We start from the raw sequence: 19866 nt of genomic DNA on the forward strand, positions 1-19866 counted from the left end.
TCACCATCCCGGCAACAGGAAGCGGTGGCACACACGACGGTGCGTGCCACCGCTTCACCATGCCGTCGTTGACAGGCCGACCTCCATATGAGAGCGGCTTCGCCGCATGTGCGCGGAAACTCGTAGCAGAGACCGAGTTTCCGCGCACAACGATCAATCGGCAACGATGGCGTCGATCTGGCCCAGTGCCAAGGCCATACCTTCGTCCATGCCCATCTCAACGAGTTGTTCGAGCTGGTCGAGGGAGTCGAAGCGCGACCGAATGGTCATACGCGTTCTGCCGTCGAGATCATCGAGAATCGCGGTGGCGTGAGTGACTGGCATCGTCGGCGACGGGTTGCCCGAGTCGTCGGCGAACCCGTCGTCGAACGAGAGCGTCGTCGGCTCGGTGATGTCGGTGAAAATCCACCAGCCAGCGGCCTTTTCGCCCTCGGGGCCGGTCATGTAGTACGACGCTTTACCGCCCGGCACGAAGTCGTGGCTCTCGAAGGTCGCGGGCCACGTCGGTGGTCCCCACCATCGTTCGAGCTGTCGAGGGTCCGACCAGATCCGCCATACGCGGTCGACCTTCGCGTCGAACTCGGCGACCAGCGTTACGGTCAAGTTCTCCGCGTCCTTGTATGAGCTGATGAACGGCATGGTGCTATCCCTTCGGGTCTTCGCCGAGTATCTCGTCGATCCGGTCGATGCGATGTCGCCAGATCTCTTCGTAGGCATCGAGTACGGTCCGTGCTCGAGCGATGGTGTCCAACCGAACCTGCACGATCTGCTCCCGGCCGCGCTTGTGCTTGGTGACAACCGCAGCGCGTTCGAGAACCGCCACGTGCTTCTGTACAGCGGCAAAACTCATGGCGTAGTGAGAGGCCAGTTCGGATACCGAGTGCTCGCGGTCCGTCACTCTCGTCACGATGTCGCGCCGCGTCGTGTCGGCGAACGCCTGGAAGAGGCGGTCGATTTCTGCTTCCTTCATCTCATCTACAACCATTTGGTTGTACGTTATGCCTCCCTGGATTCTCCGTCAAGGGGGTTCGAGCAACGGTTCGGGCACCATGGAGGTCGGACGCGACCGACGTCGTCCGGGAGAGGGGTCTTCGTGTCGATACGTCCGGCCGAGGTCGGCACCGTGTCGATCGCGTTGGGAGCGCTGGTCGTTCTGGTTCTCGATGCTCACACTGCATGGCAGACGCCTTCGCACCTTCGGCGCACGATCAGTGAATACGGACTCGGCGCACAGCAGTGGGTGTTCTCGATCGGGGTCGTCCTGCTCGCGTTGGGTTCTGCTTTCACTCTGCTGGCCGCGGTGCGACAACGGCTCACCCGACCCACCTCGGTAGCGTCCTTGTGTCTGATGCTGTGGACGATCGGCCTTGTTGCCGTTGTCGCCGTGCCGAAGCAGGATTGGTCGAACGACGCGTCGCTGAGCCTCGGCGGGACGATCCACCGACTCGGTGCCGCAGTGGCGTTCGTCAGCATCCCCGTCGCGGTCTTCGCGTTCTCGCGGCCCTGGATTCGGCAGGGGCCATGGACTGTCCGGGCACGAACGACACTGTGGCTGAGCCTGCTGTCCGTCTGCACGCTGCTCCCGATCGCATACGCACTCGTTGTCGGTGCCGTCGGCACGCGACCCTGGTATCGGGTGGTCACCCTCGGCTACGTGGAGCGCGTGCTCGTCGTTGCCGAAGTGATCGCATTGATCTCGCTGGCCTTGTGGGTGTGGGCAGCCGAACGTAGGAGTCCTGCTTCCGTGAAGTCACAGGAGATCGAGGCCTCGCAGCCCGTCTAGGGAACCGATCGCGCGTTGCGTGCGTCCAACCTGTCAGTGCCGTCGGCGTCGAGAGGTTGGATGAATGCGTGTGATGTCCGGACGTCGAATTGCTGTGGCGTGCAGCGCGGTGCTGTTGCTGACGGGATGCGTCGGCTCGACAGATGGAAGCCCGGTCGCGAGCGAGGACACATCCACGTCGGCGGTGACACCGGGTCCACGAGAGCCATTCGATCCATGCACTATCCCGAAATCTGCGGTGACAGCAAGCGGCTTGGACGTGAGTACGGAACGGCCGGACTTCGCAGGAATCACCACATACCCGGGTTGGAAGAACTGCACGTGGGATGCACGAGGGCCGGAGGCCTGGCACTACCTGTCCGTCATGTCGTCGATCAACTCGATCGACGAGTATCTGCGTAGTCCACAGAACGAGCGGCAACTCTCAGTCCAGGTCGGCTCGCGTGACGCAGTTCAATACAACTCCGACTACCAAGGAAACCCGCCAACTGGATGTGACATCGCACTTGACGTGAACGGAAATCTGATCATTTTCGTGGTGGACACGATTGGTTCAGAAGACACCTTGGGTGATCCGTGCGAAGAGGTTATGGAGCACGCAATCGAGCTCGAGCTGCACCTACCGAAGTGAGGAAGTAGACGCATGACCGACAGATCGTTCGGACTCACCGACAACCTCATTCATTGGCAGATGCTGCGGGACCGAGCCTCCGCAGGCGAGCTCTCGGTCGAATCGGACGTTGCCCAGCGGTGTGACAGGGCATGCGAGATTTATTTGCTCGACCTGTCCAGGATGCTCGAGATGACCAATGGTCTGTCGAGGCCTGAAGCTTTTGGCAATCTGCCGTCAGCCCAACAACTCGGAGCCAAATTCCATCGCCTTGCTGTCGGCGAAGAAGGCTCCGCTCGCTTTGTGATCAAGCAGCAGATCGAGATCATCAAGACCATGCGCGAGTTCTTTCGACACAATTTCGCGAGTGTCGAGGCCGTGGACAGTGCTACCGCGGCATCGGTCGAAGCGCTGTCGCCACCGCGATAGACGAAAAATCCCGACGACCCAGTTGCTCGGTCGTCGGGATCGGTCGCTCGAAACGTCCTGCTAGCGAGCCAGTTCCACTTCGGCTTCCTCGTCGACGAAGGGATCGCCGTTTCGCGGAGCGTTGTAGCGCTCGAGATTCAAGATGCCTTCCCGCTTGGCGACGATGGTCGGCACCAGAGCCTGGCCGGTGACATTGACCGCGGTACGGCCCATGTCGACGATCGGTTCCACTGCGAGCAGCAGGCCGACGCCGGCGAGAGGCAGTCCCAAGGTCGACAGCGTAAGAGTCAGCATCACCGTCGCGCCTGTCGTTCCTGCTGTTGCCGCTGAACCGATCACAGACACGACGATGATCAGCAGGTAGTCGGTGATGGTCAGGTCGATACCGTAGAACTGCGCGACGAACAGTGCTGCGATGGCGGGATAGATTGCCGCGCAACCGTCCATCTTCGTCGTCGCCCCGAGCGGTACCGCAAACGAGGCGTACTCACGCGGCACGCCCAGGTTGCGTTCGGTGACGCGCTCGGTGAGAGGCAGAGTGCCGATCGACGATCGCGAGACGAAACCGAGCTGGGTCGCGGGCCACACGCCCGAGTAGAAGGCGCGCACCGAAAGACCATGAGCGCGAACGATCAACGGGTACACCACGAAGAACACAACAGCCAGGCCGACGTAGATCGAGACGGTGAACACTCCGAGCGAACCGATGGCGTCCCAGCCGTAGGTGGCCACAGCATTGCCGATCAGAGCAGCAGTGCCGATCGGCGCGAGGCGAATGATCCACCACAGCACCTTCTGGACAATGGCCAGCAACGAGGCGTTGAACGCGAGGAAGGGCTCGGCCTTCTTGCCGACCTTGAGTGCAGCGATACCGATGGCAGCGGCGATCACCAGCAACTGCAGGATGTTGAAGCTCAACGACGTGGTCGCGGTACCGCTCTCGGCAACCGTGGTCTTCGCACCGAGCGCGAGGAAGTTGTTCGGCACCAAACCGGTGAGGAACGACCACCAGGATCCGACGCTGGACGGATCTCCTGCCGAGTCCGCCCCAGCGCTGGTCCGCGATCCGGGCTGGGCGACCAGACCGATGACGATGCCGATGATCACCGCGATGAACGCCGTGATGGCGAACCACCACAGCGTCTGGATTGCCAGACGTGCAGCGTTCGTGACTTCACGAAGATTGGCGATGGAACTGACGATGGCCGTGAAGACCAGCGGAATGACCGCGACGGTGAGCAGCTTGACGTAGCTCGAACCGATGGTCGAGAGGGTACCGACCAACCAGTTTTCGTTGCCGTCGGCCGCGTCGGGCATCGATCGAGCGATCAGCCCGAACACGACACCGAGTACGAGACCGGCAACGATTTGTGGACCGAACGCGGTTGCCCAGGTGGGGACACGGCGCGTACGGGTAGCGCTGGGCGCAGACATGGTTATGCCTTTCGAAAAGAAGAGACGCCGACAGAGGTGGGCGAGAAAGTGCTCACCGGGACGATGTGCCCGACGGAGAGGTTGCGGTCTAGAGGACCGTCAACAGGTAGCGCTGGCTTGCAGACGCAAGTCGACGTAGCGTCGAGAGGTCAGCAGCGGATTCACTGGTAAGACGGTACTCGTCCGACAATTGCCGCGACGGGCAGGGTTCTTCTGAGGGTTCACTGTGGAATCGATGAGGGTGCGCTGCGCGATCGACGGTTCGCCGATTTCGTGAGCTACGTTGAGTTTTCCGCAGCCGACGAAACGAGATCATGAGTACGACAGCAAAGCCTCGAGGACTGGTTCGGCGACTGGTACAAGCGATGTGCGCTGTTGTCGCCGCGCTGGTCGCGGTCGTTCTGGCGTCGGCCGGATGGGTTGCGTACGCGACGGCGGGCAAGGTCTACGACGTCGACGACGCACCGGACGCGCCGGTAGGGATCGTTCTCGGCGCCCAGGTGCGAGACGGCAAACCGATGCGCTTTCTCGCCGGTCGGCTCGACACCGCCATTCAGTTGATGGAGGCAGGAAAGATCAAGGCAATCCTTGTCTCCGGTGATGCAGACGGCAAGTCCGGCAACGAGATTCAGGCTATGACCGAGTACCTGATCGAGCATGGAATCGACCCTGACGTCATCGTCGGTGACGACCACGGCATCGATACCTACGACACGTGCGCCCGCGCGAAAGAGACGTTCGGCGTCGAACGTGGACTCATCATCAGTCAACCCCTTCATGTCTCCCGTGCCGTCGCACTGTGCGAGGACATGGATTTGGAGATCGACGGTGTGACTGCCGGCTGCATCGACTGCAACACGCTCGCTGTTGTGCGGAACTACGCACGAGAGTTGTTGGCACGCCCCAAAGCAGTTCTCGATCTGTGGTCAGGGCGCGACCCAGTCGTCGTGTCCCCGCCGAACGATTCACTTGCGACAATCACAGGGCGATAAGTGTGCCCGTGGGAGATCGGCTCCTCAGATTGGGAAGTATGACGCCGATCGGCGCCTGCATGTCGAGTCCGGGGAGCTGATCCGCGGCTGGTCAACTGATCGGCGACGCGGAGTGTTCGCGCAGACGCGACTACAGTGAGCGAGTCGGTTCGACGACTCAGCGAACCCCGTGCTTTACAGGAGTGGACGCTTGAGCTGGATTCGCTTGAACGACGTTGCCAAGGGATACGACCAGAAGGTGATGTTGCGTGAGGTGTTCTTCCGCCTCGCCGACGGCGATCGCATCGGTCTGATCGGCCGCAACGGAACGGGCAAGACCACCCTGCTACAGCTTCTCCTCGGCCGAGAGACCCCGGATTCGGGGACCGTCGACGTCACCGAGGGTGCTCGCATCGGCTACTTCTCGCAGTTCTCCGAACTGGACGGCGATCGCAGCATCCAAGCGGAGCTCGAATCTCTCTTCGGTGCTGTCCATGCAATCGAGACCGAGTTGGCCGAGGTCGAGGCCGCATTGGGCGGTGACCTGGACGAGAAGCAGATGTACAAGCTCGTCGACCGCCAAGCCGAACTGCTCGACGCCATGGAGAACAGTGGCGGTTGGACCTACCACCAACAGATCGACACCGTGTTGTCGATGCTCGGATTCAACGCCGAACGACGGGAGCTCCCCGTCGATCGACTGTCCGGTGGTTGGCGCAACCGCGCGGCGTTGGCCAAGATCCTCATCGAGGCCCCGGACGTCCTGCTCCTCGACGAGCCGACGAACTTCCTCGATGTTGCCGGAATCGCGTGGCTCGAACGCTGGCTACGAGACTTCCGCGGTGCGCTACTCGTTGTCTCGCACGACCGCGCATTCCTCGAGCAGGTCGTCACCAGCATCGTCGAAATCGAGAACCATCACCTGCAGACCTACGACGGTAGCTACTCGGAATACGTGCAGCAGAAGCAGTTTCGACTCAAGAACCTCGAACGTGAGTTCAGCAACGAACAGCAGCTGCTGGCCTACGAGCAAGAAGCGATCAGTGATCGTAAGGAAGCAGTGAAGAACCCCAGCGGAGTGCTCAAACGTCGACTGGCGAACATCAAGAAGAGCAAGAGCCCCCGGCCGGTCGACACGGTGGTCACCGCAATCTACGGCGGTTTGCATGTGCACGACAACCTGGCGGAGATCACGGAAATCTCGAAAAGCTATGGCGAGCAACGACTCTTCGAGAACATCTCGTTCACCGTGCACCGCGGTGACCGTATCGCCATCACCGGACCCAATGGATGCGGAAAGACCACGCTGGTCGACATTCTCGTCGGTGCCGAGCAACCCGACAGTGGCAAGATCAAATGGAAGACCAAGGCACCGTCGTTCATCTATTACAACCAGGTGCTCGCCGATCTCGATCTCGACGACACCGTGTCACACTCGGTCAACGCGATGCCGGGCAGTCTCGCTCTGACGGCGACGAAGAAGGAAGTCCACCGCTTTCTCACGTTGCTGCAGTTCTCCGAGATGGATCTCAAATCGAAGATCGGCGTGCTGTCCGGAGGGCAGAAGGCACGAGTTGCATTGGCGCAGTGCCTGTTGTTCGGCGCAGGCGTCATCGTGCTCGACGAGCCCACCAACCACCTCGACCTACAGAGCACCCAGGTGCTCGAACGTGCGCTGACGGCCTTTCCCGGCGCGGTGATTCTGGTGAGCCACGACAGGTTCTTCGTCGAGAAGGTGGCATTTCGGCAGCTGTCGTTCGACGGCAAGGGCGGCGTCACCGAAATCGCCGGTGTGCAGATGGCGTGACCAGAGTTGCTATCCGTTGATCTTGGACGCGGACGTGCCCCACTCGGCGTCGCGCAACTCCTTCTTCCTGATCTTGCCCGTCGATGTCTTCGGCAGCTCGACGATGAACTCGACGTTGCGCGGAGCCTTGTACGACGCGATGGCCGATTTCACGTGCGCCACGAGCTCGGCTTCCGAGACGTCCACGCCGGCCACCAGCACCACGAACGCCTTCGGCCGCTCTCCCCACTTGTCGTCGGGCACCCCGATGACCGCAACGTCCGCGACGGCAGGATGGCTCGCCAGTGCCTGTTCCACCTCGATGGTGGAGATGTTCTCGCCGCCGGAAATGACGACGTCCTTGGCGCGATCGAGTAGCTGAACGTAGCCGTCGGGATGCATCACCCCGAGGTCACCGGAATGGAACCAGCCGCCCGCGAAAGCCTGTGTCGTTCCGGCTGTGTCGTTGTAATACCCCTTCATGACGTTGTTGCCGCGCATGACGATCTCACCCATTTCGGTGCCGTCGGGCTCGACATCGATCAAAACCCCACTGGGGCCAGGCTTGTCGCGGACCACGCGCAGACGGTCTGCGGTGAGCATGCCGACTCCTTGTCGAGCCAAGCGACGGGCCTGTTCGTCAGCGTCCAGTTCGAGCCATTCCTGCTTCGCCTCGCACACCGAATACGGACCGTAGGTTTCGGTGAGGCCGTAGACGTGTACGAGCGTTGCTCCCAATGCTCGAATCTTGGCGATGATCGTCGGGCTCGGAGGAGCTCCCGCAGTGACGATGGTCAACGGTCGATCGAGTGAATGTGCCTCTGCAGCAGTGGCGAGAGTGGTCAACACGGTCGGCGCACCGGCCAGGTGATCGACGCCGTTGTCGATGGCCGACCAGATGGCGTCGCCGCGCACTCCGCGAAGGCACACGTGTGTGCCGGACGCGGCTGTGACCGCCCACGTGGTGCACCACCCGTTGCAGTGGAACATCGGCAGAGTCCACAGATATCGGGTGTCGACCCCGAATCCCTGGTGGTGAAGTTCTCCCAGGGAGTTGAGGTAAGCACCGCGGTGGGTGTACATCACGCCCTTGGGTCGACCGGTGGTGCCCGAGGTGTAGTTGATCGTGATGGTCGACGTCTCGTCGTCGACCTCCCAATCCATCGGTTCGTCCGTGCCCCGTTCGAGGAACGCGTCGTATCGCGTGGTGTGCGGCAGCCTGTCGTACGTGCCGTCCACCGAGGGGGTCTCGACGATCTCGGTGACCGAATCTGCGATGGGATCTGTTCCGAGACCGGCCAGCAGTGCCGAATCACCCACCAACAGAACCGAACCGGAGTGATCGCAGATGTACCGAACTTCGTCCGGCGAGAGCCTGGTGTTGATCGCGACCAGAACGGCACCGGCCAGTGGCACCGCGTAATGCGCGAACAGCAGCTCTGCCGAGTTCGACGCAATGTAGGCCACCCGATCGCCGTGGCCGACCCCCGACGCGCGCAGTGCATGCGCGAGCCGGGTGACGGCGGCGGCGAACTGTTCGTAGGTGAAGGTGCGCGGACCATCCTCTACGGCGATCTTGTGGGGATGAACCTCTGCAGCGCGTTCGAGAAAGCGAAGTGGTGTCAGCGGAGTATCCAGACCGGTCATGTCAGCCAATGTAGCGCGCACTACGAGGCCAGATCTGATTTGTCGATACGTTCGCGCCCACCGGTAAGGTCGGCGCGTTCGGCGGCGGCACGGCCTGCACGTCGACCCGCATGATCGCGTGCCTCGATACGCACCTCCGTTGTCGAGGGATACATGGCCGTGAATGCCTTGTTCACGGCATCGCTGCGCTCGGCCAAGATCGGCAGCAAGGCGCTACCGTGATGCTCCGACGCCGCCTTTGTAGCTCGCTCCCGAGCTTCCAGCAAGCGCTGGCCGATACGGTGGGCGTACGCGATCAGAAAAGATTTCCTGAAGCTGCGACCTCGGGCTTCCGGTGATTCGGCGAGTTCGTCGAGTGCGCGAGAAGACTGCACGAGTAGCGATGTGAACAGCAGTTCGCACAAATCCAGATCGACTTCGAGCCCGACGATGTTGACCAGAGCGAATCGCTTGTACCACAGGGTTCGGGCACCATTTGCTTCGCAAACACTGTGCAGGAGAAGAGACTTGGCCTCCGAGTACGGACTGTCGACCAAGATGCGGCGGGTGGTCACGTCGCCGATCGAACCGCGCGGGTTGTCGGACTCGAGCAGCGCATGGTCGATGGCATAGCGGGTCATGAGATCTTGAGCCTTCGCCGAAAACGCCTCGGCCTCGGCCGGAAACTGGGTGGACTCCGCCTTTGCCAGTAACCCCCGGATCTTGCCCAGCATCTTGGGATCCGAGACGCCACTCTTGTGGGCCGATGACGGTGCGGGCGAGGATCGAACCGACGACCACTGCGATGGAATGGGAACCAGCTTGTCGAGTGAACCCAGTGCGGTCGTATGACCGAGGACGGTCAACACCGTGTTCCAGGAGTCGGACGTGGAGACCCGAGGCCTCGCACACCACCTTCGGAGGCGTTCGACGGACACGCCTGCGGTGGAATCGATTTTCAGATCGATCAGTTGCTCTCGCCAGGAATCGGGTGCGTTGGTGAGGGCAGAGGAACGCCCCGCATGGGTGGCGACCGCCTCCACCACGAGCAATCCGGCCGCGCCCCCGACCATCTTTCGAGTAGCGTGCGCGAGTTCGGCCGGCTGCCAACCGATCTCGAACAACCTGTCGACAGAGTGGTCGAGTATCCGTGCTGATACGGCGTACGCAGGATCGACTTCGGGCGTGCACTCGAGTTTCGCGAGACGGTCTGCAACCAGCCGAACGTACGCCTTCCACCCTGACCCTCGAGTGGCGTAGTCGAGGCCCATTTCGACGAGGCGAACCGGATCCGCGTCCGGCCGGATTTGACCGGTGCGGTGAATATTTTGAAAGCTGTCCAGATCGATACGACTCATCGTCGTCCCCTCCACGTCCCCCGGTGTGGTCCCCGAACTTTTCGGTGAATCGCAGAGTAGGGGAGGGGTCCGACAAGTTATTCGAACATGTCAGCGAGGAGCGAGCATCAGCAGCAGTTCTTCCACCGACGGCAGGCCGGGAATCACGGGAAGGTTCGGTACAGGAGAAGCAGCGGGCGGTGCCGTCAACTCGACGCCGCCGAGCGCTGCCAGGACGTCGTCGGTCTGTGAGCGGCGCGGTCCATACGTGTTGGAAGCCACGACGAATTCGTCACCGATCGACGCGGACGCAACCACGCTCGATCCGTCGTCGGCCCATCCCCATTTGCTACCGGTCACGCCGGGTAGTTGCTGGGTGCCCCAGTCCTGCACGGTTCCGTCGGCTGCAACCGGTGCGGCGGAGTTCATCCAGCCGAGGACCGGGCTGGCGGGGTCTGTTCGCTTCTTCGCCGCCAGGAATCGCACGGTGTCGGCTGTGCTGGTGTAGGAACTGCCCCAGAAACCGCCCCGCGAGGTAGAGGTGAGTCCGAACTCCGTTGCCGTCGAATCGATGGCCTGGGGATATTTGTTGTCGAGTACCGAGGCGGCACCGTCGTCACTGACCTGGACCATGCGTGCGGCCAGGTCGCGATCTCGCGGCGAACCGTCTCCGAAACGCACGACGTAGTCGGCCATGTAGAGCTTGACCGTCGACAACCCCGGGCGCGCCGAATTGTCCTCTGCGCTGCCGACGTACGTACCCGTCGGAACGTGTTCGTACGAGATCGACGTCCGCGCCGGCACATCTGCCAGATCGCCCGGTGTGGGCAGGGCCTGCGCCGGTGCGGCGCACGCGAGCGCGATGGCAATTCCGACAAATGGGACAGCGGCTGTGGCTGTGATGCGACGCAGGCCCGGCATCTCGGTCTCCTCGAGGTGTTGGCCCGCCGCGAATCGGTGGCCGATGAAAGTACCTACCCTAATAGTAGACGCTTCAACCTCACCCCTGCCCGGATGAATGTGGCTTTGTTGCACTCAGAACGACTGACAGTCGCATTGATCCCGACCGGGTGGGGTGTCGGAGCCGATCGGTCAGGATCGGCGCAGTGCCAGCAATTTGTCTTTCGAGCGACGCAGCGACCCTCGACCCGAGCCCGCCGTCCATGCGCTCGGCAGATCGATCGGATCGGTCAGGCGGCCTGCGTTGAAGTCGTCGACCAGATGTCCGACGGTCTCCTGAGCACACGACTTGTTGGTGCCGATGAAGCCCGAAGGTCCTCTCTTGATCCACCCGGTGACGTACGTACCGGTCGACGGGGATCCGCCCACTTCCTCGAGGACGCGGCCGCCGAGGTTGGGGATGATGCCGACTGCGTGATCGAACGGAATTCCCGGCAGCGCGACGCCGCGGTATCCGATGGAGGTGAGGACGAGGCCGGCGTCGATCGTTTCGATCTCGCCGGTGGCGGTACTGCGCACCACATCGTCGGTGTCGGCGGTCAGACCCATGCGCTCGAACTCGACCCCGGTGACCCGATCCGTGCCCAGGATTCGAGTGGGGGAGAGCAGGTAGCGCAGCGTGACGCGCTTTCGGCCGTCGATGTGCTCGGGTGACTCGTCGACGTGCCGCAGCAGTTGCAGCTTCTGGGCGACGGCGTGAGGCAGGTCGTTGGTGCCGGCCAGTCGTACCGTCACCGGATCCAGTGCGAGCTCGCTGCGATCGACGGTGAGATCGATATCGGGGACGGTCAGCAGTCCCGCGAATTCGGGCACGGTGAACGCGGATTGCGCCACGCCACGCCGACCGACGACCATCACCTCTCGAATGGCACTGTGGCGCAGCGCTTCCAAGGCGTGGGGGGCGATGTCGGTCGCGGCGAGTGCGTCGGGGTCCATGGTCAGGATCCGGGCCACGTCGAGTGCGACGTTGCCGTTGCCGATGACGACCGCTCGTTCGTGTGACAGATCGAACGTGCGGTGAGCGTGATCGGGATGGCCGTTGTACCAGGCGACGAAGTCGGTCGCCGACGTGCGCCCGGGCAGTTCGGCTCCGGGGATACCGAGTTCGCGATCCGACGACGCTCCGACCGCATAGATCACAGCGTGATGGGTGTCCATCAACTCGTCGTGCGTCACGTCTTTTCCTACCTCGACGCCGAGGTGATAGGTGAATCCCTTTTGCGCCGAGATGGTTTCGAACAGCCGTGACACTTGACGCGTCTTCTGGTGGTCGGGTGCAACACCCAGGCGTGCCAGACCGTGCGGTTGCGGAAGCCGATCGTAGACATCGACGCTGACCCCCGGCTGCGTGAGCAGCTCGTCGGCCGCGTACATCGCCGAGGGTCCGGACCCGACGATCGCCACTCGGAGCGGTTGGCGATCTCTCGACACCGAGGCGGCCGGCGTGACCGGAGCCAGAATCGGCCGTGGCGGCCGCTCCTGCTTGTAGAAGTCGGCGTTGATGGTCAGGAACGGAAGTTGAGCCTCGGTCAGTTTGGCCTGGGGAACGATGGCGTCCACCGGGCAGGCCGACACACAGGCACCACAGTCGACACACGATTGCGGGTCGATGTGCAGCATTTCCGCCGTCAGGAAGTCCGGCTCGTCGGGGGTGGGGTGTATGCAGTTGACGGGGCACGCGTAGACGCACGACGCGTCGCTGCAACATGATTGGGTGACGACGTGGGGCATGTGGGGTTCCTGACGGCGGGCGCTGCTGTACGGATAACTGGCGCGTGGGGTGTCGAGAGGGCTATGCGGCGAACTGGCTGGAGCTGCGGTCCGGCTCACTACGGAAACGTGATGCCTTGCCGTCGATTCCACACAGCTTCCACATCAGGCGAGCCGCCCGGTTCATCATTCCGGTATCGGTGGCCAGCATGCGCACATCACCGAAGTAGTCCTGCAGAGCGTGCTGCGACTGCTCGGTTCCCCAGAAGAGGTCCTTCTTGACACTCTTCGGAATGTCGAACTTCGTCCAGAATTTCTTCGGCGGGATGACGATGACGTCGCACAGAATGCGCATCGTGACCGGGAAGGCCAGCGACAGCAGGAAGCGTCCGATCCTGGACATCTTGGGCACACGACGACGCAGGAGCTGGTGCGCGAAGGAGATGTGCCGAGCCTCCTCGGCCACGTGAATGGCCATCACGCTCTGCATGATCGGATGGATCTCTTCGCCCGAGCGAAGCACCGACTTCTGGATGTGGTCGATGGGTTCCTCGCCTGCGAGGACGCCGACGAAGAACAACTCGGGTAGCAGCGTCGCGAACAGGGGGATGAACGGCGAGAGCATCTTCATCGGTCGACTCATGCCGGGAGCGTCGGAACCCACCCGATTGACCATCTCCTGGAACATCAGGGTGTGGTTGCACTCTTCGATGGATTCGTGGGTGCAGTAGCGCGCCTCGGCCGAACCGTTGGGCAGCGAGAATACGTACTGCATCATGCCGCGGATCAGGATGTTCTCGAACTGCAGGCCGACCTTGGCGACATTGGCCTGACGCCACATACCGATCTCGATCTGCCGGTCCAGCGGCAGGGACTTGTACCAGTCATGGCCCCCGATGGGGTCGGTCTTGGCGGGCAGTACCCAGCGGGGATCGTTCGCGGGAACCGCGAACTTCTCGGACTCCCAGTCGATGTCGACGTAAGGATCGAAGTGTTTGTGCACCGAACCCTCGGACAGCAACGTGAGTGTTTCGTTGTACTGCTGCTCGTCCGTGGCGTCGATGTCCACCGAAACGGACGTGGTGCCGGTCGTCAGTGTCATGGCTTCTCCAAACGTGATGCGAACATGGAGTTAATGTAACCCCAGTTAACATGAAAGGGAAGCCCGTCGAAACTTTTCTGTTTCGGATGGCGCTACTGATCGTCCGAACGCTCGTCGGACACCTCCGCGACTTCGTCGGTCTCGAACAGCTGCAATTGGATCGCCGACGGATCGACCACAGGAGTGACCTGTTCGGGGGTGCTCCGCAGCACCTCCCGCAGGGCAGCCACTGCGCGACCCCAGTTCGCGGCCTCGCGATCCGCCTCGTCCACATCGCAGTGTTCGTCGCCCAGGTCCGCGGCTACCGCCATGCCGCGCCACGATGCCTCCTGCTCGGCGCTGATGCGGAGATACGACACGACCACGTCACGGTCCGAAGAGCAGCACTCGAGGACGGTGCGTGGCTCGACAGCATCGGGCGAATCCGCGATCAGCTCAATCAACGCGAGCAGACCGTCCGGGAAGTCGTCACCTTCGAGGACCGGAGGGGTCGGTTCGCCGAGCCTGCCCCCGAAGTCCTCGGCGAACTTGTCGTCGACCTGCTCCCACACGTGCGAGAGCATCCGGACCGCCCACAGCAGGTGATCGGCCACGAACGGTGATCCGCTGACACGTACCTGGGCCACGATGCAGTCCTGGACGAGATGCAACATCACGTCGGGAAGCTGCACGTTGAGATCGACCAGCAACTCGGCCGCGCGGGTGCGACCGGTGACCGCGTGTACCAACGTCGAGTTGATCTCGACGACCGGCTCGGTGGATTTGACCGTGACGTATGCGGTCCCGTTGACGAATCGCAGAGGAATGTCGCCGTCGGGGTCGTGATCGGGCGGAAAGCCGAACCAGGGTTCGAGTGCACGATCGACCAGTTGCTGCAGGTGGTCCTTGCCTTTGGGCTGCACGCACAGTGGAACGACTGCGGCGACGGGTTCGGTGCTGGCCTCGAAGCTCGGCACGTCGTAGCGTCCGGTGGCCCGCGAACTCAGAAAGGACGGGTGCGGCAGGCCCCAGATGTCACGGAACACCGCGACCGTCTTCTTCGCCAGATCATCGGACCACGAACGATTGCGGTCGACGTGGGGTGGTGTCGGCTCGGAATCCCGAGACGTTCGAAAGCCCAACGCGTGCAGTGCTTCTCGCTGAGCGTCGGTGATGGCGCGACTACTGTGGAGGTGCTCGTTGGCGGGCAGCTCGCAGCGAACCATGTCGAGATCCCAGGCGTAGAACTGGACGCAGGCCGCGGTGTCGGGAACGCCGTCCGTGCTGTCGTATCGAGACTCGATCACCAAGGCGTCACCGTCGCGCATGGCGCTGACGTACTCGCCGAGCCGGCGCTGGAAGTGCATCCATGCCGAGTCGACGTCGAAGTCGAACTCGAGTGAATCGCTCATGTCGGCTCCTTACCCGAATCGCGCTGAGATAACGCGGCGTCGGTCACGCTAGCGGCGAGCACCGACAGAGTCTCGGCGCGCGCGAGTGCGTTCACGACGACGCCGAGTCCTCGAGCGGCTCGTGCGTCTCCTCGTCCAGCGCCCCGAAAGGGTGCGCCTCGGCCACCCCGTCCAGAACAGCGGGACGCAGCGCATGTGGAACCGCCAGGACTTCTTCGATTCGCACGAGAATGCCTTGCTCGATCAGAGATCGAACCCGGTGGTCGATCAGCTGCGCCGTCCGCAGGTCCTCACCTTCCAAATCGGCGTAGTCCTCGCCCTCGTTGTTCAGAGGCAGCTCGTCGGTCATCGCGGCCAGCAGGGTTTGAACCGCGAACGTGTTGGCAAGCGAACGGGACACGTCGGGGTCGTCGGCGTCTCCGGACAGCTGCACTCGGACGTGTTCGGCAACCAGCTCATGAACGGTCTCCGCCTCACGCTTGGCCAGAGACGGGGCGTTGTCGCCGAGCTTGGCCGTGTCGCCGTCGATCCGTACCAATTCGGTCGCGATGGCCGTCGACCAGTAATCGACGGCTGCAACGTCCGAGGACTCGGCGAGTGCGGCGGAGTCGAGTGGAGCCGGGCCGACGGCGGTGCGTAGATGGACGTCGTCCGACACTGCCAGTCCGTCGGCGACGCGAGCAACGATGTCATCGAGCGCAGGCAACAGCGGCAGAGCCGAAATGGCCGCAAGCTCCTGGTCGAGCGAGACGTTCGGCAGATCGATGTCGTCTGCGTCGAGCATGTCGGGCTCGTCGCCCTCGAGGAAGTCGGAGAGGTCTTCCATGCAGTGTGCGTAGTCCTCCGGGCTGCCGTCCCACAGATCGGTCTCGTCGAGGAACGTCAGATACTGCAGCGACGTGAGAACCAGGTTCACCGCCGGTTCCTCGGCGGTCTCCGATTCCTCCTGCAGAATGCGTTCTGCAGCATCCACCAGCAGGTGCGCATCGGCGGGAATCCACGCGCTGGGGGAGAACCCGTGGCGCGCACCGGACAACTGGGTCAGTGTCGACGACACCAACCGTGAGATTGCCTCGGCCTGCTCCGACATCTCGCTCTCGTCGAGCCACTCGACGAAACCGTCGATCAGATCGCTGATCCGCTCGGATACGACACCGGTCGGTGCCGGCCGGGATTGCTGGTGACGCCGTTGCCGGGCCTTGGTCTTTTCTGCACGTTTCTGTCCGCGGTTGGCAGGCCGCTTCGATCCCATGGCTCGCAGCTTATCCGCTGGCATGTCCGGTTTCGTCGCGCGACGCCTCTAGCCGCGAAGGAACGAGTCCGCGGAAGCGGCCAGTGCAGCATCGGGTGCCCGGCGATACAACTCGGCCGGGCGACCGCCACCTGCCGTCGTCGTCGTGCTCGTTCCCTCGAGTGCGGTGATGACGTGGCGGCGAAACGTGTCTTTGGAGAACGCGCGATCGAAGACGATTTCGTACAGCGACCGCAGTTCGAGGAGCGTGAAGGTGGAATCCAGGAATCCTGCAGGGTCGATCTCTCGCGCGTAGCGAGCTCGGAGGTCCAGCACTGCCTCGGTGACCATCTCGCTGTGATCGAACGCCAGCGTCGAGCCCGGCACCACACCGTCGATGGCGACCGATTCGGCTGTCGCAGGCAGTGATCGACTCGGTGTGGCTGCGCCGTGCGCCATCGACAGCACCCAACCGCGGTCGTCGCGGCCGGGCTCGTCGAAGAGCTTGAGTTGGTGGAACTGCAGATCGACGATGTTCGCCTTGGACTCGAGTGCGCGTTCGGCGGCTTCGGTCAGGGTTTCCGACGGGCGCAGAAACGTTCCGGGAAGTGCGAGGCCCCGCTCAGAGGGCACGACAACGACCTGTAGCTGCTGTTCACGGACCGTCAGGACCGCGACATCGACCGCAACCGAAGGTCGCGGGTAATCGGTCAGAGCCTTGCCGTCTCGGTCCGTCCACGTCATGGGTTGCAGCTTAGCGCAAGTCTGATCTATTGTTAGATCAACAACGATCTAAGGGGCAGCGAATGAACTTGACCGACAATCAGCGGGATCGGGCGCGTGGGGTACTGCTCGGCACTGCAGTGGGCGATGCGTTGGGCGCGGGGTACGAATTCGGATATCCGACGCACGAGACCGCCATTGCGATGATCGGCGGCGGCGCATTCGACTGGGCCCCGGGGGAATGGACCGATGACACGTCGATGGCACTGTGCGTTGCGAGCGCTCTCGAGATCGGCGGAGACGTCGACGAGGTGGCAGCGAACTTCCGCGCCTGGTTCGCGGTGAATCCTCCCGACGTCGGCAATCAGACCCGGAAAGTGCTGTCGCAGAGAGCGAGCACCGGATCGGAGATGGCCGCGGTCGCGGCGTCGCTGACCGGCCGGACCGGTGGAAACGGCTCGTTGATGCGGACCGCGCCCGTCGCGCTGGCCTATCTCGACGACGTGACCGGATGCCGGGCTGCTGCGGAGCGGATCAGCGCGCTGACCCACTCCGATCCTCGTGCCGGTCAGGCATGTCAACTGTGGTCGCACGCGATCCGGCACGCGGTGCTACACGGAACGTACGACGGTATCGCCGACTTCCTGCGCCACGAAGAACCCGATGTCCGGGACTTCTGGCAGCCGCTGCTCGGCAGCGCTCGGGAGGGCGAGCCGACCGACTTCCCGAAGAACGGTTGGGTCGTGCACGCGCTCCAAACGGCCTGGTGGGCGATACATCGCGCGGCAGACGCATCGTTGCCCCTTCCTGCCGCGCTCGAACTGTGTGTCCGAGCAGGCGGGGACACCGACACCACCGCCGCGATCGCAGGCGGACTTCTCGGTGCACGGTGGGGCGCGTCGGCGGTCCCGACGCAGTGGCGCGAGCTGGTCCACGGCTACCCGGGGCTGCGCGCCGACGACCTCGATCGCATCGCCATCGCGATCGCCGAGAGAAAGGACGACGCATGACGATCATCGACGTAGTGCACGGTGATATCACCGAGGTGGCCGCAGACGCGATCGTCAATGCGGCCAACACCCGACTCCTCGGCGGCGGTGGGGTGGACGGCGCGCTGCATCGGGCCGGAGGCCCCACGATCCTCGCGGAATGCAAGGCATTGCGGGCCACCACCCTGCCCCACGGCCTCGACACCGGTGCCGCTGTGGCCACCACCGCAGGCAGGTTGCGCGCCAGTTGCGTGATCCACACCGTCGGCCCGCGCTATTCGAAGAACGAAGACAGATCCGAACTACTACGCCTGTGCTACCTGCGCAGCCTGGCGTTGGCGGCGTCGATGAATCTGAAATCCATTGCTTTCCCACTCATTTCGGCCGGCTCCTACGGTTGGCCGATGCACGACGCCATCACTCGACAGGTCCTTGCCGTCAAGTCGGCGCGGCCATCCGTCGACCTCGTCATGCTCGTCGCATACTCTCGCGAGGCTGCGGAGCTGACACGGCGGATGGTGAACTAGTTCTCGCAGCCGACCCCGTCCCCGTCGCGGTCGAGTTTGCTCGCGTATCCCGGGTCGCCGGCGTAGATAGGGGCTGCGCCTGCTGCACGCACCGCGGAGCAGTTTGCGTAGTAGACGCTCTCCGGCACCGCTGCCAACGGCGCGGGAACGGTGTAGACGGGCTCGGGTGTGTACACCGGCTCCGGGATGTAGACAGGTTCGGGAATGTAGACGGGCTCGGGATCGGGGATGTACTCCGACGTCGTCGGTATTTCCACGATCGCGGCGACGGGCTCTGTTGTGGGTGCGGCCGTGGTCGTCGTGGTCGGTGCCGGTGTGGTGGTCGTCGGACGTGCGGAGGTCGTCGTCACGGTGGGGAGCGCGGGCACGGCCGCGACCGGGGTGACGGCCACCTTCTCGGGTTCGGTCGATCCCGTCATTCCCATGACGATCAATGCCGGAAGAACAGCGATCGCCGGTACGGCCCAACCCTTGCGTCCACGCTCGGGGGACAACCGCAGATACGCGATGCCCGAGGCGACCATCAACGCTCCGACGAGTACTGCACCGAATTCGAACGATGCGATCGCTCCGATCAAGAAGACGGCACCGAAAATGATTGCGCCACAGGCAATGATCACACCGATGAGAGGGCGTCGAGAAGGAGCTGGCTCGGGTGCGGGGCGCTGGAACGGTGGTGGGTAGGCACTGGTCATGTCGGATCGTCCTCGGGTCACGGGGTGTCGGCCTCGCGGCGAAGGGTGTCCGCGAGACGGGAGCAACCCCACGTTCTTCCGAACCGGGCGGTCGCATTTCCTTCCACCATGTCGCACCGCGTGCGAGCGTCGTTACACCTCGAGCCGAGACGGCACGCCCCGGCTCAGTAGTGCTCGCGAAAACCGCCGATAGCGGTGATGGAATTGCCGTCGGGATCCGTGGCCGTGGACAGCCGAACGCCCTTGTTCGCTTCGACGATGTCGGCGAAGTCGATTCCGCGCGAGTGGGCCGCCGACACGAACGATTCGAGGTCGTCGACCGCCACATTGAACAGCGACGAGCCTGCACGCTCGGAATCGACGGTCACCTGCACCCATGCTCCGGGAGCGGCCTGCCACTCCACCAGTGTCGACATCGGATTGTTGTCCGCCCGGCGGTCGAACAACTTCTCGTACCAGGCGTTCGCGATATCGATATCCCGGACCGCCACGACCGCGAAAATGTATCTGAACATGCCGTTCTCCTCCGTTGCTGTCGGGTTCTGCACATACGGACCGGTGC

General features: G+C 63.1%; 20 protein-coding genes. 7 read left to right on the plus strand and 13 right to left on the minus strand.

Annotation, left to right across the window (positions count from 1 at the left end; translation table 11 throughout):
• Positions 1-153 precede the first annotated feature (153 nt).
• On the minus strand, positions 154-639 hold the full coding sequence (locus tag CH281_RS19260) for an SRPBCC family protein (RefSeq protein ID WP_032406467.1): 486 nt from the start codon (positions 637-639) through the stop codon (positions 154-156).
• Positions 640-643: 4 nt separating this feature from the next.
• Positions 644-985 carry an ArsR/SmtB family transcription factor gene (locus CH281_RS19265; RefSeq protein ID WP_032406466.1) on the minus strand — a complete coding sequence of 114 codons (342 nt, stop codon included), beginning with the start codon at positions 983-985 and terminating at the stop codon, positions 644-646.
• 108 nt (positions 986-1093) lie between these two features.
• Here CH281_RS19265 and CH281_RS19270 point away from each other — a divergent pair, with 108 nt between their 5' ends.
• The 3 genes from CH281_RS19270 (at position 1094) to CH281_RS19280 (ending at position 2822) form a co-directional block, all read left to right on the plus strand.
• Positions 1094-1783, plus strand: a complete 690-nt coding sequence (locus CH281_RS19270; RefSeq protein ID WP_237606246.1) for a DUF998 domain-containing protein — start codon at positions 1094-1096, stop codon at positions 1781-1783.
• Between the two features lie 73 nt (positions 1784-1856).
• On the plus strand, positions 1857-2414 hold the full coding sequence (locus tag CH281_RS19275; protein WP_237606539.1) for a DUF3558 domain-containing protein: 558 nt from the start codon (positions 1857-1859) through the stop codon (positions 2412-2414).
• A 12-nt stretch (positions 2415-2426) separates the two neighbouring features.
• Complete coding sequence (locus tag CH281_RS19280) at positions 2427-2822, plus strand: hypothetical protein (RefSeq protein WP_094695388.1); 396 nt, start codon at positions 2427-2429, stop codon at positions 2820-2822.
• Positions 2823-2882: 60 nt separating this feature from the next.
• Here CH281_RS19280 and CH281_RS19285 read toward each other — a convergent pair whose 3' ends face one another.
• Positions 2883-4256 (minus strand): dicarboxylate/amino acid:cation symporter, encoded by a 1374-nt coding sequence (locus CH281_RS19285; RefSeq protein WP_027497711.1) that lies wholly within the window; start codon positions 4254-4256, stop codon positions 2883-2885.
• Between the two features lie 314 nt (positions 4257-4570).
• Here CH281_RS19285 and CH281_RS19290 point away from each other — a divergent pair, with 314 nt between their 5' ends.
• Entirely contained in the window at positions 4571-5248 is a 678-nt protein-coding gene (locus CH281_RS19290) for a SanA/YdcF family protein (RefSeq protein ID WP_052060508.1), read from the plus strand.
• Between the two features lie 190 nt (positions 5249-5438).
• A complete protein-coding gene (locus tag CH281_RS19295; RefSeq protein ID WP_179274240.1) occupies positions 5439-7034 on the plus strand; it encodes an ABC-F family ATP-binding cassette domain-containing protein in 1596 nt (531 codons plus the stop codon).
• Between the two features lie 9 nt (positions 7035-7043).
• Here the strand turns inward: CH281_RS19295 and CH281_RS19300 are convergent, their stop codons facing one another.
• The 8 genes from CH281_RS19300 to CH281_RS19335 all read right to left on the minus strand — a co-directional run bounded on the left by CH281_RS19300 (position 7044) and on the right by CH281_RS19335 (position 17114).
• On the minus strand, positions 7044-8660 hold the full coding sequence (locus CH281_RS19300; protein ID WP_094695399.1) for an AMP-binding protein: 1617 nt from the start codon (positions 8658-8660) through the stop codon (positions 7044-7046).
• Between the two features lie 20 nt (positions 8661-8680).
• Complete coding sequence (locus CH281_RS19305) at positions 8681-9997, minus strand: DUF2786 domain-containing protein (RefSeq protein WP_143544840.1); 1317 nt, start codon at positions 9995-9997, stop codon at positions 8681-8683.
• A 90-nt stretch (positions 9998-10087) separates the two neighbouring features.
• Positions 10088-10897: a hypothetical protein gene (locus CH281_RS19310; RefSeq protein WP_094695390.1), complete on the minus strand. Its 810-nt coding sequence runs from the start codon at positions 10895-10897 to the stop codon at positions 10088-10090.
• 171 nt (positions 10898-11068) lie between these two features.
• On the minus strand, positions 11069-12667 hold the full coding sequence (locus CH281_RS19315) for an FAD-dependent oxidoreductase (RefSeq protein WP_094695391.1): 1599 nt from the start codon (positions 12665-12667) through the stop codon (positions 11069-11071).
• 61 nt (positions 12668-12728) lie between these two features.
• Positions 12729-13748: an AurF N-oxygenase family protein gene (locus tag CH281_RS19320; protein ID WP_032372914.1), complete on the minus strand. Its 1020-nt coding sequence runs from the start codon at positions 13746-13748 to the stop codon at positions 12729-12731.
• A 92-nt stretch (positions 13749-13840) separates the two neighbouring features.
• Positions 13841-15139, minus strand: a complete 1299-nt coding sequence (locus CH281_RS19325) for a T3SS (YopN, CesT) and YbjN peptide-binding chaperone 1 (protein WP_094695392.1) — start codon at positions 15137-15139, stop codon at positions 13841-13843.
• Between the two features lie 91 nt (positions 15140-15230).
• The gene (locus tag CH281_RS19330) at positions 15231-16391 is read right to left on the minus strand and encodes a hypothetical protein (RefSeq protein WP_094695393.1); all 1161 of its coding nucleotides are present in this window, start codon (positions 16389-16391) and stop codon (positions 15231-15233) included.
• Positions 16392-16439: 48 nt separating this feature from the next.
• Positions 16440-17114: an NUDIX hydrolase gene (locus tag CH281_RS19335; RefSeq protein WP_027497703.1), complete on the minus strand. Its 675-nt coding sequence runs from the start codon at positions 17112-17114 to the stop codon at positions 16440-16442.
• Between the two features lie 62 nt (positions 17115-17176).
• Between CH281_RS19335 and CH281_RS19340 the strand changes: the two genes are divergently transcribed.
• On the plus strand, positions 17177-18103 hold the full coding sequence (locus CH281_RS19340; RefSeq protein ID WP_032406463.1) for an ADP-ribosylglycohydrolase family protein: 927 nt from the start codon (positions 17177-17179) through the stop codon (positions 18101-18103).
• On the plus strand, positions 18100-18609 hold the full coding sequence (locus CH281_RS19345; RefSeq protein ID WP_032399150.1) for an O-acetyl-ADP-ribose deacetylase: 510 nt from the start codon (positions 18100-18102) through the stop codon (positions 18607-18609). Before CH281_RS19340 ends, CH281_RS19345 begins: the two co-directional genes overlap by 4 nt.
• Here the strand turns inward: CH281_RS19345 and CH281_RS19350 are convergent.
• Both CH281_RS19350 and CH281_RS19355 read right to left on the minus strand, forming a co-directional pair.
• Positions 18606-19304, minus strand: a complete 699-nt coding sequence (locus CH281_RS19350) for an excalibur calcium-binding domain-containing protein (protein ID WP_094695394.1) — start codon at positions 19302-19304, stop codon at positions 18606-18608. The genes CH281_RS19345 and CH281_RS19350 overlap by 4 nt on opposite strands.
• 164 nt (positions 19305-19468) lie before the next feature.
• A complete protein-coding gene (locus CH281_RS19355; RefSeq protein WP_094695400.1) occupies positions 19469-19819 on the minus strand; it encodes a VOC family protein in 351 nt (116 codons plus the stop codon).
• Positions 19820-19866 lie beyond the last annotated feature (47 nt).

This window comes from Rhodococcus sp. 06-221-2 (assembly GCF_002258365.1).
Classification (GTDB): Bacteria; Actinomycetota; Actinomycetes; order Mycobacteriales; family Mycobacteriaceae; genus Rhodococcoides; species Rhodococcoides fascians.